The following is a 15,945-nucleotide window of genomic DNA, read 5'->3' as shown; positions in this document are numbered from 1 at the left end:
TTCTCAAAAAGTAGTTCCCTTTTTGAAAAGTTGTTTGGCAAGGTAGAAGTAAGCTGCTCAACATCAATAAGGAATGCCGTGCCGCCGTACCCTGTCTCCCTGCCGTTTGCCCGCCGTCTGCTGCCGCTGTCCCTGGCCGCGGCGCTGCTGGCCGTGCCTGTCATGCATGCGATGGCAGCGGCGGCGGAAGAGACCGTGCACAGCTTCCGCATCGCCGCCGCGCCCCTGGGCCAGGCCCTGCGCCAGTTCGCGGGCCAGGCGGGAATCTTGCTGTCGGCCGAAGGCGGCTTGACGCAGGGCAAACGCAGCGCAGGCTTGAACGCCACCGTGGCCACGGGCCAGGGCTTGCAGCAATTGCTGGCAGGAACGGGCCTCGTGGCCGTGCAGTTGCCGGACGGAAGTTACATCGTGCGCCTGGCGCCCACGCCCCTGCGCGCGGACCTGGACGGGGAGGGCGCCGGCTTGCAAGTGCTGGCGCCCGTCACCGTGCAGGGCAGCGGCGACGATGGCTACCGCCGTACCAGTTCTTCCGCCGCCAGCCGCAACGACACGGCCCTGCATGACACGCCGCAGGCCGTCAGCGTGGTGAGCCGTGAATTGATACGCGACCAGGACATGCGCACCCTGGCCGACGCCATGCGCTACATGCCGGGCGTGGGCACGGCCGCAGGCGAGGGCAACCGCGATACGGCCGTGCTGCGCGGCAACAGCTCGACCTCGGATTTCTATCTGGACGGCATGCGCGACGACGTGCAGTACTACCGCGATTTCTACAATATCGAAGCGGTCGAGGCCATCAAGGGGCCGAACGCCCTGGTCTTCGGCCATGGCGGCGGCGGTGGCGTGATCAACCGGGCCACCAAGCAGCCGCAGTGGGTCAATGGCGGCGAAGCAACGCTGAGCCTGGGCGCCTGGCGCAACGGGCGCGCCGCCATCGATCTGCAACAGGTCGTGAAAGGCGACGTGGCCGTGCGCGTCAACGCCATGGCGGAAAACAGCGGCTCGTTTCGCCAGGGCGTCAAGGTGCGCCGCAGCGCCGTCAACCCCGTCGTGGCCTGGCGCCTGTCGCCGCGCACCACCGTGCAAGCCAGCTATGAACATTTTCGCGACGACCGCGTGACGGACCGGGGCGTGCCGTCGTACCGGGGCCGGCCGTTCGACACGGACCCGTCCACGTTTTTCGGCATCGCCGGCAGCAGCCCGTCGTGGGCGTACATCGATGCGCTGGGCGTGACCATCGAGCATGCGTTCGTCGGCGGCGCGGTCTTGCGCAACCGCACGCGCCTGGCCGATTACGACAAGCTGTACCAGAATGCCTTTCCCGGCCCCGTCAGCGCGGATGGCGCCAGCGTGACGGTGCTGGCGTACAACAGCGCCACCTTGCGGCGCAACCTGTTCAACCAGACGGACGTGGAGTGGACGGTCAGCAGCGGCGCCGTGCGGCACCGCCTGACGGCGGGCGGGGAACTGGGCCGCCAGACGACGGACAATCTGCGCAACACCGGCTATTTCACCACCCTGGGCGAGGGCGTCACGCACATCAGCCTGCCCACTTCGCACCCCGTGACGGACTTGCCCGTGACCTTCCGCCCCAGCGCCACGGATGCCGACAACCATGGCGTGGCCGACACGGCCGCCCTGTACCTGCAGGACCAGGTCCGCTTCAGCCCGCAATGGCAGGCGATTGCCGGCCTGCGCTACGAGCGCTTCGCCGTCGATTTCGTCAACCGCCGCAATGGCGCGCGCATCGCCCGCACGGATGCGCCGTGGTCGCCGCGCGCGGCCCTGATCTATCAGCCCGTGCCGGCGCTGTCGCTGTATGCCAGCGTCAGCCAATCGTTCTTGCCGCGCGCGGGCGAACAGCTGGCGTCATTGACTCCCAGCAACGCCGTGTTTGAACCGGAGCGTTTTCGCAATGTGGAAGCGGGTGTGAAATGGGAAGCCACGCCGGACCTGTCGGCCAGCGCGGCCTTGTACCGTTTGACGCGCAGCAAGGTCGCCGTCACCGACCCGAATGACGCCACGCGGGCCATGCTGGTCGATGGCCAGCGCAGCGAGGGGCTGGAACTGGAAGTGAAGGGCAAGGTCCAACCCGGGTGGAGCATCGCGGGCGGCTATGCCTGGCAGCGGGCCGTGCTGACGGCCATGCAATCGGCCACGGCATTCGAGGGGGCCACGGTGGCCCATGTGCCCCGGCACAGCCTGTCGCTGTGGAACCGTTACGATTTTTCGCCTGCCTGGGGCGCGGCGCTGGGCATCATTGCCCGCAGCGCCGTGTATGCGTCCGTGTCGAATACGGTGGCGCTGCCGGGATATGCCCGCGTCGACGGCGCCGTCTACTTCAAGCCGCAAGGAAATTTTCAGCTGCAGCTGAATGTGGAAAACCTGTTCAACAGAAAATATTTTGCCTCCGCCCACAGCAACGACAACATCGCGCCCGGCTCGCCCCGGGCGTTGCGCATGACGGCGCTGTGGCGGTTCTAGTTTTGTCGTACCCAAGCAATCAACGAGCCAGCCAGGCGCCACGGCGCAGTAGCCAGCCATAATTTAATCCATCCGATAGAGTGAAAGATAGCGATGACATTGAAAGACCAAGCGGGCGCCGCCAAGCCGGCAGCCCTCATCCGCAGCCGCAAGCACCACACCACTTCCGCGCCACGCATGCATGGCACGGCCCTGGCCGCGTTTGCCACCCTGGCCATGCCGCTGGCGCTGCACGCGCAAACGGTGGACAAGCCGCAGCAGTTGCAGGAAGTCAAGGTCGTGGGCACGGCTGACCGCCTGATCCAGGCGCCCGTCAAATCGGCCAACGACAAGCTGACGGCGCCGCTGCTGGACACGCCGAAATCCGTCACCGTGATTCCTGCCGAAATCATTTCGCAAACGGGCGCCGTCTCGCTGACGGATGCGCTGCGCACCGTGCCGGGCATCACCATCGGCGCCGGCGAAGGCGGCAATCCTGTGGGCGACAATCTGTTCATCCGCGGCTACAACGCGCAAACGGATACGTATATCGACGGCATCCGCGACACGGGTTCCCAATCGCGTGAAATCTTTGCGCTGGAACAAATCGAAGTCGTCAAGGGCCCGAACTCGGCCTACGGTGGACGTTCGTCCGCGGGCGGCGGCGTCAACCTGATCAGCAAGACGCCGAAAGTCGACAATTTCACCAACGCCACCGTGGGCCTGGGCAGCGCCAAGTACCGCCGCGCCACGGCCGACGTGAACCGCGTCATCAGCGACGACGTGGCCGTGCGCCTGAACGTGATGGCGCATGACGCCCACATGGCCGGCCGCGACTACATCAATGGCGACCGCTGGGGCATCGCGCCATCGATCACCTTCGGCCTGAAATCGGCCACGCAGGCGACGCTCAGCTACTACCACATGCAGTCGAGCGAATTGCCGGACACCGGCTTGCCGTTCAACAACCCGTTCTCGTCGGGCGCGAATGTATCGAGAAACGGCAACGGCACCCCCGTCAACGTGCCGCGCGACACCTTCTATGGCCTGGTGAACCGCGATTTCCGCGACACGCAAAGCGATATCGGCACCATCGACGTGCGCCACGACTTCGGCAACAAGTTGATTTTGCGCAACGTGACCCGTTACGGCAAGACCAGCAATGACTACGTGTGGACCCAGCCCGACGATTCCAAGGGCAACACCATGCTGTACGGCACCGTCTGGCGCCGCGCCAACACGCGCACGACCGATACGGACGCGCTGGCCAATGCGACCAGCCTGGGCGGCGAATTCCTGGCCGGCGGCGTGAAGCACACCTACACGGTGGGCCTGGAAATCGGCCGCGAAGAAACGGATCGCAGCTCCTATATGTTCAGCCCGGGGACGAACAACCCGCTGGAAAAAGTCGGTTCCAACTGCCCGACCTATGGCGCGGCCACCCTGTACAACTGCGCACCGTTGCTCAACCCGAACGCCAACGACCCATGGGTCTACACGCGCACGGTGTCGCCGGCACGCACGAACATCGTCACCAACACGCGTTCCGTGTACGGCTTCGACACCATCGAGTTCACGCCGCAATGGCTGCTCAACGTGGGTATCCGCTGGGATGACTACAAGAGTTCGCTGAACACGCCGCAATACACGCTCGACGGCAAGACCACCGCCGCCACCAGCGCCAAGGTGCACGCCACCTTCGCCAGCTACCAGGCGGGTCTGGTGTACAAGCCATCGACCAACAGCAGCGTGTATGTTTCCTACGGCACCTCGTCCACGCCACCGGGCAATGACGGCGGCGACGGCATCGACGGCTTGACGGTCGCCATCCAGAACCTGAAGCCGCAGGAGAGCAAGAGCTTCGAGCTGGGCACGAAATGGGAAGTGTTGCCGGGTGGCCGCCTGTCCGTGAGCGGCGCCTATTTCCAGAGCGACATGAGCAATGCGCGCGTGACGGCACCGGACGGCACCACGCAAAACGTGGGCGACAAGCAAGTCAAGGGTATCGAGCTGGGCGTGAGCGGCAATATCACCAAGGAATGGTCGGTGTTCGGCGGCTACACGCACCTGAACGCCATCGTGGAAAACAATGGCTACGTCAATACGGGCACGACGGCGGTACCCGTGTATGCACCGTCGCCGTACAACGGCAACCAGTTCCCGACCACGCCGAAAAACAGCGCCTCGTTGTGGACGTCCTACCTGGTCACGCCCGCCATCACGGTGGGCGGCGGCGTGAACTACGTCGACAAGGTCTACGCGAACGTGGCCAACAACAAGTTTGCCCCGGCCTACACGCGTTTCGACGCCATGGCCAGCTATGTGGTCAACCGCAACGTGACCTTGCAGCTGAATATCCAGAACCTGACGAACAAGCTGTACTTCGACAAGGTTTCCTCGCCGCATTACGCTGGCGTGGCACCGGGCCGCTCGGCAACCCTGACGGCCAACATGAAGTTCTGATGTTTGCCGGTTTGAGGTAGCGCAAGGCGCCGTTCCAGTAGTCGGGAACGGCGCTTTTTTTCATTTCCCGGTTCCCTTTTGCGCTTCTCGCTTGGCAATGTCAGTAGAGCAGAACGCACAAGCGGAGAATCCCATGCAAGACATTCAATACCAGGGCGATGGCCGCGTGTTCGAGCGCTTGCGCGCCGTGCGCCTGCGTCCGACCAGCGCGCGCATCTGCATCTTGCAAGTGCTGGCCGGTACGCAGCGGCAAGCGATGAATGCGGAAAGCATTTATCAGCAACTGCTGCACATCGGCATTGCCGTCAGCCTGGGCACGATTTACCGCGTGCTCAAGGAAATGGAACTGGCCGGCTTGCTGCTGCGCGAGCGCGAAGCTAGCGCCAGCGGCAACAAGGCGCGCTACTTGATCAAGCCCGACCAGGTGGAAACGGACAGTTGCTACCTCGTGTGCCGCGTGTGCGAACGCAGCGTGCTGGTGCAGGATGCGCCGCTGGTGGAGCAGCTGCGCCAGGCGGCGCTGGCGCACGGCATGGACATCGGCGCCAACGTGATTTCCGTACAGATGCGCTGCAGCCAGTGCGCCGGGGAAGCGCAAGCGGGGCGGGGCAAGCCCTTGCGGGCCGCCTGACGGCGCTGTTTTTTGATGCGGCGCAACATTGCTGTAAGGCCATCCGCCGCCTCGCCGCGCGCATTAGGCGCTACAATAGGGAATCTCTTTATTCTCCCTGACTCGTCTTCTGCTGCCATGACCACTTCCACACCGAATCTCGTCGTCACCCCATCCGCCCACCCCCTGTCCGACGCCGAACGCGCCGCGCGCATGGTCAATCCCGCCTTCGGCCGCATCTTCACCGACCACATGGTGGTGATTCCTTACCGCGACGGCAAATGGCAGCAGGGCGAACTGAAGGCTTACGGTCCGCTGATGCTGGACCCGTCCGCGTCGTCGCTGCACTACGGCCAGGCCATCTTCGAAGGCTATAAGGCGTTCGCGCAGCCCGATGGCAGCATCAAGACTTTCCGTCCAGAACAAAACGCGGAACGCTTCAACCGCAGCGCCGCGCGCCTGGCCATGCCGGCCATCCCTGTCGAGCTGTTCCTGGAAGCGGGCGATGCGCTGATTGCGCAAGACCGCAACTGGGTGCCGAAGAACACGGGCGAGAGCCTGTACATGCGTCCGCTGATGATCGCCACCGATCCTTACCTGGGCGTGCGTCCTTCGGAAGAATACCTGTTCGTGCTGTTCGCCTCGCCGGCCGGCGCCTACTTCCCGAAAGGCGTGAAACCCGTCACCGTGTGGATCAGCGAAGACTTCGTGCGCGCCGCGCCGGGCGGCACGGGTGAAGCCAAGTGCGCGGGCAACTACGCGGCCAGCCTGATGGCCCAGTCGCAAGCGCAAGAGAAGGGCTGCGACCAGGTCGTCTGGCTGGACGCCGTGCACCGCGAATTCATCGAAGAAATGGGCGGCATGAACTTGTTCTTTGTCTACAAGGATGGCGAGAAAGTCACCGTCGTGACGCCGGAATTGACGGGCACCCTGCTGCCAGGCATCACCCGCCGCAGCCTGCTGGAAATGGCGAAAGACCTCGGCTATGCGACGGAAGAGCGTAAATTGTCCGTCCAGCAATGGCGCGACGATATCGCCTCGGGCCGCATGACCGAAGTGTTCGCCTGCGGCACGGCCGCCGTCATCACCCCGGTGGGCGTGGCCAAGGCCAATGGCTTTGAAATGACCATCAACAACAATGAAAACGGCGCCGTCACGCTGGCCCTGCGCGAAGCGCTGCTGGGCTTGCAGCATGGCACGGCGGCTGATACGCATGGCTGGATGCACAAGGTTTGCTGATCAACTTGTTTGATTGATACCGCGCCGGCACTCAGTTGCCGGCGTTTTTATATCTTGAAGGAAACTCGATGAAAATCCGCTCCGTCTTGCCCGCGCTGGCCGCCGTGTTCCTCAGCCTGTCTGCCGGCGCCGTCCACGCGGCCGACGCCAGCTGCGCCATTCCCCGCAACGTCAGCTATTACGATTACGACGTCAAGCCGTCGGACGAGAAAAACACGTGCTACAAGCAAAGCACCAACGTGCCCACCGATTACTTCATGCTGGCGTTGTCGTGGTCGCCAGGCTTTTGCGACAGCCAGCGCCGCCGCGGCGCCGTGTCGAAGAAGGCCGCCTTCCAGTGTGCAGACAGCAACCACTTCGGCTGGATCGTGCATGGCCTGTGGGCGCAGTCGAACAACCCGGCCAGCTGCGACGACATTTCCGTGACGCCGCCGCGCAAGACGGAGTTGCATCCGCGTTACTGCAAGGGCAATTTGCCGAAGCTGGCGCCGTCCGAGATCCTGCCCTATATGTGCATGCAGCCGGGCGAAGCCTTGTTGCAGGGCGAATGGGAAAAGCATGGCGCCTGCGATTTCGATACGGCCAAGCAGTATTTCGAGAAGGAGCGCGAATTGTTCCAGGCCTTGAAGTTGCCGGACTCCAGCATGCCCAAGAATGAGTTGTTCCAGTGGATGAAGCAGCATAATCCGCAATTGAAGGGCCGCTGGCTCGGCTATGAAAAGCACTCGGGCGAGTTGCGCATCTGCTATTCGAAAGATTTCAAGGTCATCGATTGCCAGAAGTAAGCTGGCCTGTCCTGCAGATTTCTTACATACATGCCAAGTAACCCCCAATAAATTATTGTGATTTCTGACTTCCATAACCGGCGCTCTGCGGCGTTGCCCGCTGCTAGCAGTGCTCGCACTGCGTCGCAGCGTGCGCCTTGCATAGCATCCAGTTCTGTTCGTCATAAATTCACAATAATTTCCTGAGGATTACTTAGTGTATTACCCGGATCAACAAGATGAACAGGTAGTGTATTTATGCAGCAGTCTATGCGGCAGCAAACGCAAGCCGTGATGGTGGGCGAGGACGGCTTGCCGCCCGGCGCCCGTGTATGGGCCATGCTGGCGCTGGCCATCGGCGTGGGCATGGCTTCGCTCGATACGGCGATCGCCAACACGGCCTTGCCGGCCATTGCCGGCGAGCTGCACACGACACCCGCCGCTTCCGTCTGGATCGTCAACGTGTATCAGCTGGCCATGGTGGCGACCCTGCTGCCGTTTTCCGCGCTGGGCGAAATCGCCGGCTACCGGCGCGTGTTTATCTCCGGCATGTTTTTATTTACCCTGGCGTCGCTCGCGTGCGCGCTGGCCTGGTCCTTGCCGTCGCTGGTGGTGGCGCGTTTGTTCCAGGGTGTCGGCGCCAGCGCCATGATGAGCGTCAATACGGCGCTGCTGCGCGCCCTGTACCCTAAACACTTGCTGGGCCGCGCGTTCGGCAACAATGCGCTGGTGGTGGCCGTCGCGTTCGCCATCGGCCCCACGGCCGCCTCCTTGATCCTGGCGACGGCGTCGTGGCCGTGGCTGTTCGCCATCAATGTGCCGCTGGGCGTGGCCGGCTTCTTCCTCGCCAGCCGCATGCTGCCGGCCACCAGACTTTCCGGGCATACCCTCGATGCGCGCACGGCCCTGTACAACGTGGGCGCCTTCGGCTTGCTGATTTTATTGTTCGGCGACGCGGCCCACCACGCGGCGCTGTCGACCTTGCTGCCGGAACTGGTGGCCGTGGTGGTGTTCTTTGTCTTGCTGCTGCGCCGCCAGGCGGGGCATGCGGCGCCCATGCTGCCGATCGACCTGTTCCGCCGTCCTCTGTTCTTGCTGTCGTCGCTGACGGCCATCTGCACGTTTGCCGCGCAGGGGCTGGCCTTCGTCTCGCTGCCGTTTTATTTTGAAGTCACCTTGGGCCGTTCGCCCGTCGAGACGGGCTTTTTGATGACGCCGTGGGCCGTGCTGGTGGCCGTGATGGCGCCCGTCGCCGGGCGCCTCAGCGACCGCTATTCGCCGGGCGTGCTGGGCGGCATCGGCCTGGCGGCGCTGGCCGGCGGCTTGCTGACACTCGTGTGGATACCGGCCCACCCCAGCGTGTTCGACATCGGCTGGCGCATGGCCCTGTGCGGCATCGGTTTCGGTTTCTTCCAGGCGCCCAATTTAAAGGCCATCATGGGCAGCGCGCCGCCCGAGCGGGCCGGCGGCGCCAGCGGCGTGGTGGCCACGTCGCGCCTGATCGGGCAAGCGACGGGCGCGGCGCTGGTCGCGTATTGCTTCACGGTTTCCGCCAGCCGGGGCACGACGTATGCGCTTTGCCTGGCGGCAGGCTTCGCCGCCGTGGCCAGCATCGCCAGCTTCTCGCGCCTGGTGGTGGCGCAGCCGGCGTGGCTGACAGGCAAGGGCAGCTAAGCCTAGACGTCGATGGCCTTGTCCGACTGCATGCGCTTGCGCAATTCGAACTTCTGGATCTTGCCCGTCGACGTGCGGGGCAGGGGACCGAAATAAATGGCTTTCGGCACCTTGAAACCGGCCAGGTTGTTCTTGCAGAAAGCGATCAATTCCGCTTCCGTCACCGTGCCGCCTTCGCGCAGCTCGACAAACGCGCACGGCGTCTCGCCCCATTTTTCGTCCGGCTGGGCGATGACGGCGGCGGCCAGCACTTGCGGGTGGTGGTACAGCGCGTCTTCCACTTCCACGCTGGAAATGTTTTCTCCGCCGGAAATGATGATGTCCTTGCTGCGGTCCTTCAGCTTGATGTAGCCGTCCGGATACATGACGCCCAGGTCGCCCGTGTGGAACCAGCCGCCCGCAAACGCTTCCTGCGTCGCCTTTTCATTCTTTAAATAACCCTTCATGCAGATGTTGCCGCGGAACATGATCTCGCCGATCTGTTCGCCGTCGGCCGCCACGTGCTGCATGGTTTCCGGGTCGATCACGGCCACGGCGCTTTGCAAGTGGTAGCGCACGCCCTGGCGCGATTTGAGTACGGCGCGTTCTTCCTGCGACAGGGCCGCCCACTCGTCCTGCTCGGCGCAGATGGCGGCCGGGCCGTACACTTCCGTCAAGCCATACGAGTGGATCAGGTCGAAACCCATGGCTTCGATCTTCGCCACCATGGCCGCCGGCGGCGGCGCGCCAGCCACCATGCCGCGCACGGTCCAATCGATGCCGTCGCGCCAGTTGGCGGGCGCGTTGGCCAGCGCCGCGTGCACGATGGGTGCGGCGCAATAGTGGGTGATGCGCAATTCGCGCATCAGGTCGAACACGAGTTTCGGCTCGAACTTGCGCAGGCACACGTTGACGCCGGCGCGCGCGGCCACCGTCCACGGGAAGCACCAGCCGTTGCAGTGGAACATCGGTAATGTCCATAAATACACGGCATGCTTGGGCATGTCCCACTCTAATATGTTCGACAGGGCGTTCAACGCCGCGCCCCGGTGGTGGTAGACGACGCCTTTCGGGTCGCCCGTGGTGCCGGACGTGTAGTTCAGGGCGATGGCGTCCCACTCGTCGGCGGGCGGCTGCCAGTCGTAATCGGGGTCGCCGCTGGCCAGCAAGCTTTCGTAGTCGAGGTCGGAAAAGGCGTCCACTTCCGGTCCCAGCACGTCGTTGACCTGGATCACGCGCAAGCCGGGAATCTGCGCCGCCATCTGGCGCGCCAGCTCGGCGAATTCCGTGTCGGCCAGCAAGACTTTCGCCTGGCCATGGCGCAGCATGAAGGTCAGCGAGGCCAGGTCGAGGCGGATGTTCAGGGCGTTGAGGACGGCGCCGGCCATCGGGACGCCGAAGCTCGCTTCCACCATGGCGGGCGTGTTCGGCAACATCACGGCGACCGTGTCGCCCGTGCCCACGCCCAGTTTGATGAGACCGGATGCCAGGCGGCGCGTGCGCGCATACGTTTCACGCCACGTCTGGCGCACGGCGCCATGTGCAATTGCCAGGCGATTGCCATATACTGCCGCTGCCCTGGCGATATAGTCGAGCGGGGTGAGGGCGGCGTAGTTGGCGCTGTTTTTGCCGAGGCCGGTATTGAAATCAGGTGTCATGCTTGTCTCCTGGTAAATAAAATTCTATAGCTCCCTGTTTCGGGATTGATACCGGTTAGCATAGCACCGGTGCTGGAAAATCACTGTCATCTTAGTGACAGGTGACGAGTGACAACAGAAGGATGGAATGGATAGCAACGATAGTGTAGGCCTTGCCGTGCCAGAACTCGACAGCCATGACTGGTTCACGGCCCTCGACGCGCGGCATCAGACCCTGTTGCGCGCCGACAGCGTGCTGCGGCATTACGAGGCGGGTGCCTTCATCACGCGGCGCGGCGAACCGTCGGCGCACTGGATCGGCGTGCACACGGGCTTGATCAAGCTGGCCGTCTACAACGCCGATGGGCGCGGCGCCACGTTTTCCGGCGTGCCGGCCGGCGGCTGGTGCGGCGAGGGCAGCGTACTCAAGCGCGAACTGCGCCGCTACGACGTGGTGGCCGTGCGCGCATCGAGCATCCTCCTCGTGCCGGTGGACCTGTTTCACCTGCTGCTGGCCGAGAGCCTCTCCTTCAATGCCTTCGTCATCCGCCAGCTGAACGAGCGCATGGGCCAATTCATCGCCACCATCCAGAACCAGCGCCTGCTGGCCGTCGACGCGCAAGTGGCGCAAGCCATCGCGCAACTGTTCCACCCCATGTTATATCCGCGCACGTCCAGCGTGCTTGAGCTGTCGCAGGAAGAAATCGGCTTGCTGACGGGCATTTCGCGACAGCGCGTGAATCAGGCGCTGGGCCACCTGGCGGAATTGAACCTGATCAGCATCGCCTACCAATCCATCCGCGTCGTCGACCTCGACGGCTTGCGCCGCTACGGCGTGGCGTCGCTGTGATGACAGACCCGGCGCGCGATGTGTGGCATGCTGGCGGCTCGTTCACCACCTTGACCTGACGCATGGCCCTCGTTTCCGATCACCCCTTGCACTTGCTGGGCTTGCGCTTTCCGCTCCGGCTGCGCGTTACCGTGCGCCAGGGTTTTGTGACTTTGCACAATGAAATCGCCACCAAGAAACTGGCAAGCGGCGACAGTTTCGTCGTGCCCGCCTTCTTGCGCTTCGCCTGCGACGTGATGCCGGGGCGGGGCAAGCCGGCCGTGTTCACCCTGGCGCTGGAAGGCGACGAGGCGGAGGGCGGCCACGGCGGCGGCAAGCGCTGGAGCCAGGCGCTGGCGCAGCACATCTTTGATACGCCGCAAGGCAAGTGGACGGCGGCCCGCCTGGCGGCCCTGTGGCAAGTGACGCCGCACAAGGCCAGGGCGCGCCTGTTTGCCGAGGGCGAGGCACTGCTCAGTCTGGTGCGCGAACAGCGCCTGGCGCACGCGCTGCACACGGCGGCGCAAGCGGATGCCGACGACGAAGACGGCGAACGCGACCTGGCGCAAGTGGCGGCCGGTTCCGGCTTTGCCTCGATCCCCGCGTTTTGCGACGCCTGCGTGGACGTGGCGGGCGTGCGTCCCAGCCTGTTCCTGCGCGGCCCGGCGCCCGGATAGCCAGACTCCGTTATAATCGGGGCCATGGGATCATTATTGAAGCGCAAACAGTGGCATATGTGGTTCGCCTGCCTGGCGATACTGCTCAATGCGCTGTCGCCATCCCTGTCGTATGCGTTTGCCTCGCTGCACGCCAACGCGAACAATGCCGCCGTCGAAATCTGCTCGGCCAGCGGCGCCGTCTACACGCAAGCGGACCTGGCGCCGGCCGCCAAGTCCACCACCGATTCCGTGCTGCACCACATCGAACATTGCCCGTTCTGCATGAGCCATGCGGGCAGCGTGGGCTTGCCGCCGTCGTCGTCATCGACGCTGCCTGTCATCACGGGCCACGACCTGTATCCGCCCCTGTTTTACCAGGCGCCGCGGGCCCCGTTCGCGTGGCTGGCCGCCAGCCCGCGCGGCCCCCCTGCGTCTGCCTGAACGCAGCCGTCACGCTTTCCACGTCTTAACTGTATCCACTACGCCCATCGGGCCAGAATGCCATGAAACGTCGTCTTTTCCTTCTCGCCGGCACGGCGGGATTGCTCACGCTTGCCGCTTGCGAACAAGCGCCCAAACCCCATTACAACGGTCTCGACTTGACGGGAGGCGATTACAAGCCCGACTTCAAATTGAGCGGCCCCGACGGCAAGGTCTACACCCTGGCCGACTTCAAGGGCAAATATGTGATGGTTTTCTTTGGCTTTACGCAATGTCCGGACGTCTGCCCGACAGCGTTGTCGCGCGCGCTGGAAATCCGCCAGAAGCTGGGCGCCGATGCCGACAAGCTGCAAGTCATCTTCATCAGCATCGACCCCGAGCGCGATACGCCGGAGTTGTTGGGCGAATACATGCGCGCCTTCGACCCCAGCTTCCTCGGTTTGCGCACGGACCCGCAGGCGACGGCGCAGACGGCCTTCAATTACAAGGTCTTCTACCGCCGCGTGCCCAGCGGCAGCTCGTACACGATGGACCACACGGCCATCAGCTATGTGCTCGATAACGAGGGGCGCATGCGCCTGGGCTTGAAGCACCAGTTGACGGGCGACGAGTGCGTGCAGGACATCAAGACCTTGATGAAATCGAAATACACCTTGTAACTATCACGAAAGGAATAATCATGACCCATGTCAAAACCCTGCTGGCCGCGGCCCTGACCGTGCTGTCCTTCTCCGCCGTTGCCCAGACTGCCGTGCAAATCACCGACCCGTGGGTGCGCGCCACCGTACCGCAGCAAAAAGCCACGGGCGCCTTCATGCAGATCACGGCGCCGAAAGCCATGCGCCTGCTGGAAGTGCGCTCGCCCGTGGCGGGCGTGGCGGAAATCCACGAAATGAGCATGACGGACAATATGATGCGCATGCGCCAGGTCAAGGAAATCGCCTTGCCAGCCGGCAAAGCCGTCGAACTGAAGCCGGGCGGCTACCACGTCATGCTGCTGGAACTTAAAGGACAGGTGAAGGCGGGCGACAAGATTCCGCTGACCCTCGTCGTCGAAGGCGAGGACAAGCGCCGCGAAACCATCGAAGTCAATGCCGTGGCCCGTCCGCTGGGCGCCGCCTCGGCCCCGATGCCGGCCATGAAGCATTAAGCTGCCGATACGCCCTTGAAAAGCCCGGTGCGCCGGGCTTTTTTGTGTTCGCCTGAAAGTTAAACGGCTGTTTGATATAATGCCATCCAATATTAAACGGCTGTTTAAACGATGGGAGTGGCATGACGGAAGAAAAGAGAAGCGAGCAGGAAACGGAACCGGCCCGCGCGCGCATCCTGCAAGCGGCGGTCCAGCTGTTTGCCGACGAAGGCTACCGGCTCGCGTCCGTGCGCCGGATTTGCGAAGCGGCCCACGTCAACGTGGCGATGGTTAATTATTACTTTCATGGCAAGGAAGAGCTGTACCTGGCCGCCTTCGACCATGCGCGCGCGCTGGCGCGTGCCTCGGCCGCTGCCGCGCCGGACGCCGGCACTGCGGCGGCCGTGGCGCCCGTGGAACAGTTGCGCCTGGCGATACAATCGATGGTATTCGACATGCTGCGTCCGGGACCGGCTTCGCTGTTCAGCCGCCTGGTGGCGCGCGAACTGATCGAGCCGACGGCCGCCATCCACATGCTGGCAGACCGCGATGTGCGCGCGCACCATGCGCTGTTTACGGGCTTGATCCGTGGCGTGGTAGGGCAGGCCATGCCGGCCGACGTGGTGCAGAAATGCGTGTTCAGCGTGATCGGCCAGGCCGTGTTCTACGCGCGGTCGCGCATCGTGCATGAATTGGTGGCGCCGGAAATCACCTATGACGAGGCGGGCACGGCCAGCATTGCGCAGCATGTCGCCGCGTTCTCGCTGGCCGCCCTCGATGGCTTGCGCCGTCAGCATGCCGCGCAGGCGCTCGCATGAAGGCGCGCAACCTGACCCTGGTGCTGGCGGGGCTGGCCATGCTGGGCCCGTTCGCCACGGATACCTTCCTGCCGTCGTTTCCCGCGATCGGCACGCATTTCGACGTCAGCAGCGTGCTGGTGCAGCAGACCCTGAGCGTCTACCTGGCCGCGTATGCCTTCATGACCTTGTTCTATGGCACCTTGTCCGACTCCTTCGGCCGCCGTCCCGTGATCCTCGCCTCGCTGCTGATCTTTGCCGTCGGCTCCATCGGCGCCGCCTTCGCGCCCAGTTTTGGCTGGCTGCTGTTCTTCCGCGGCATGCAGGGCGCCTCGGCGGGGGCGGGCAGGGTGATCGGGCAAGCCATCGTGCGCGACAGCTTGTCGGGCGCGGCCGCGCAAAAGATGTTGGCCAATATCATGATGGTGTTCGGCATCGCGCCCGCCATCGCCCCCATCATCGGCGGCTGGCTGCACGTGGCCTACGGCTGGCAATCGACGTTCGTCTTCACGTTTTCCGTCACCGTGCTGCTGGCGCTCGCCTGCCTGAAAGGCTTGCCGGAAAGTTTAGCCGTCGAGCAACGCCAATCCTTCCACCCAGGCAACATCGCGCGCAATTACTGGCTGGCCTTGCGCCACCGGGCTTTCCTGCTGCGTTCGCTGGCCGTGGCCTTCGCGTTTGGCGGCTTTGCCCTGTACATCGCGTCCGCGCCGCATTTCATCCTGGAACTGCTGCGCTTGCCGGAAACGGCGTTCGGCTGGATGTTCATCCCCATGGTGGCGGGCCTGGTGGGCGGCTCGGCGCTGTCGGGCAAGCTCGCCCATGCGGTGAAAAGCACCGTGCTGGTGCGCTGGGGCTTGCTGGCCATGGCGGCCACGGGCGCGCTCAACATAGCCTACAACCACTGGTTCGCGGCCAGCATCCCGTTCGCCGTCGTGCCCGTGATGCTGTACGCGTTCGGCATGTCGCTGGCCTTGCCGGGCATGACCATGTCGACGCTCGACATCTTCCCGCAGATGCGGGGCCTGGCCGCCTCGTTGCAAAACTTCGTGCAAATGCTGGTGTTTGCGCTGGTGTCCGGTTTTGTCGCACCGCTGCTGTTCGACAGCGCATTGAAATTGGCACTGGGACAGGCTTCGGCCGTGGCGCTGGCCGCGTTTTTCTGGTGGCTGGGCACGCGCCAGGACGCGGCGCAGGGCGCGATGGGAGTTGCTAAAACGGCATGAGCGGAGTTTGAAAAGGATGGCATGCTTTCTGCTTT

At 63.8% G+C, this 15,945-nt stretch carries 14 protein-coding genes; 13 read left to right on the top strand and 1 reads right to left on the bottom strand.

Features of this window, described 5'->3' with window-relative positions:
- Positions 1-78: 78 nt before the first annotated feature.
- The 6 genes from OX460_RS13295 to OX460_RS13270 all read left to right on the top strand — a co-directional run bounded on the left by OX460_RS13295 (position 79) and on the right by OX460_RS13270 (position 9,213).
- Positions 79-2,484, top strand: coding sequence for a TonB-dependent siderophore receptor (locus OX460_RS13295; protein ID WP_289898933.1), 2,406 nt, complete (start codon positions 79-81; stop codon positions 2,482-2,484).
- A gap of 93 nt (positions 2,485-2,577) precedes the next feature.
- On the top strand, positions 2,578-4,926 hold the full coding sequence (locus OX460_RS13290) for a TonB-dependent siderophore receptor (RefSeq protein ID WP_289898932.1): 2,349 nt from the start codon (positions 2,578-2,580) through the stop codon (positions 4,924-4,926).
- Positions 4,927-5,059: 133 nt separating this feature from the next.
- Positions 5,060-5,557, top strand: coding sequence for a transcriptional repressor (locus OX460_RS13285; RefSeq protein ID WP_180278566.1), 498 nt, complete (start codon positions 5,060-5,062; stop codon positions 5,555-5,557).
- A 117-nt stretch (positions 5,558-5,674) separates the two neighbouring features.
- Entirely contained in the window at positions 5,675-6,775 is a 1,101-nt protein-coding gene (locus OX460_RS13280; protein WP_289898931.1) for a branched-chain amino acid aminotransferase, read from the top strand.
- 68 nt (positions 6,776-6,843) lie between these two features.
- Positions 6,844-7,560, top strand: a complete 717-nt coding sequence (locus OX460_RS13275) for a hypothetical protein (protein ID WP_289898930.1) — start codon at positions 6,844-6,846, stop codon at positions 7,558-7,560.
- A 249-nt stretch (positions 7,561-7,809) separates the two neighbouring features.
- Positions 7,810-9,213, top strand: a complete 1,404-nt coding sequence (locus OX460_RS13270) for an MFS transporter (RefSeq protein WP_289898929.1) — start codon at positions 7,810-7,812, stop codon at positions 9,211-9,213.
- A gap of 2 nt (positions 9,214-9,215) precedes the next feature.
- Here OX460_RS13270 and OX460_RS13265 read toward each other — a convergent pair whose 3' ends face one another.
- On the bottom strand, positions 9,216-10,850 hold the full coding sequence (locus tag OX460_RS13265; RefSeq protein WP_289898928.1) for an acyl-CoA synthetase: 1,635 nt from the start codon (positions 10,848-10,850) through the stop codon (positions 9,216-9,218).
- 127 nt (positions 10,851-10,977) lie between these two features.
- Here OX460_RS13265 and OX460_RS13260 point away from each other — a divergent pair, with 127 nt between their 5' ends.
- The 7 genes from OX460_RS13260 (at position 10,978) to OX460_RS13230 (ending at position 15,910) form a co-directional block, all read left to right on the top strand.
- On the top strand, positions 10,978-11,679 hold the full coding sequence (locus OX460_RS13260) for a Crp/Fnr family transcriptional regulator (RefSeq protein ID WP_251351247.1): 702 nt from the start codon (positions 10,978-10,980) through the stop codon (positions 11,677-11,679).
- Positions 11,680-11,741: 62 nt separating this feature from the next.
- Positions 11,742-12,335 (top strand): hypothetical protein, encoded by a 594-nt coding sequence (locus OX460_RS13255; protein WP_289898927.1) that lies wholly within the window; start codon positions 11,742-11,744, stop codon positions 12,333-12,335.
- Positions 12,336-12,371: 36 nt separating this feature from the next.
- The gene (locus tag OX460_RS13250; RefSeq protein ID WP_289898926.1) at positions 12,372-12,758 is read left to right on the top strand and encodes a DUF2946 domain-containing protein; all 387 of its coding nucleotides are present in this window, start codon (positions 12,372-12,374) and stop codon (positions 12,756-12,758) included.
- A 62-nt stretch (positions 12,759-12,820) separates the two neighbouring features.
- Positions 12,821-13,417, top strand: a complete 597-nt coding sequence (locus OX460_RS13245; RefSeq protein ID WP_251351250.1) for an SCO family protein — start codon at positions 12,821-12,823, stop codon at positions 13,415-13,417.
- A 20-nt stretch (positions 13,418-13,437) separates the two neighbouring features.
- Positions 13,438-13,908: a copper chaperone PCu(A)C gene (locus tag OX460_RS13240; RefSeq protein WP_289898925.1), complete on the top strand. Its 471-nt coding sequence runs from the start codon at positions 13,438-13,440 to the stop codon at positions 13,906-13,908.
- A gap of 122 nt (positions 13,909-14,030) precedes the next feature.
- Positions 14,031-14,705: a CerR family C-terminal domain-containing protein gene (locus tag OX460_RS13235; RefSeq protein ID WP_289898924.1), complete on the top strand. Its 675-nt coding sequence runs from the start codon at positions 14,031-14,033 to the stop codon at positions 14,703-14,705.
- Complete coding sequence (locus OX460_RS13230) at positions 14,702-15,910, top strand: multidrug effflux MFS transporter (protein ID WP_289898923.1); 1,209 nt, start codon at positions 14,702-14,704, stop codon at positions 15,908-15,910. The genes OX460_RS13235 and OX460_RS13230 overlap by 4 nt, the downstream gene beginning before the upstream one ends.
- Positions 15,911-15,945 lie beyond the last annotated feature (35 nt).

The sequence above is a fragment of the Janthinobacterium sp. SUN033 genome (genome assembly GCF_030397595.1).
Lineage (GTDB): Bacteria > Pseudomonadota > Gammaproteobacteria > Burkholderiales > Burkholderiaceae_D > Janthinobacterium > Janthinobacterium kumbetense.
This window is presented reverse-complemented; position numbering and strand designations above follow the sequence as displayed.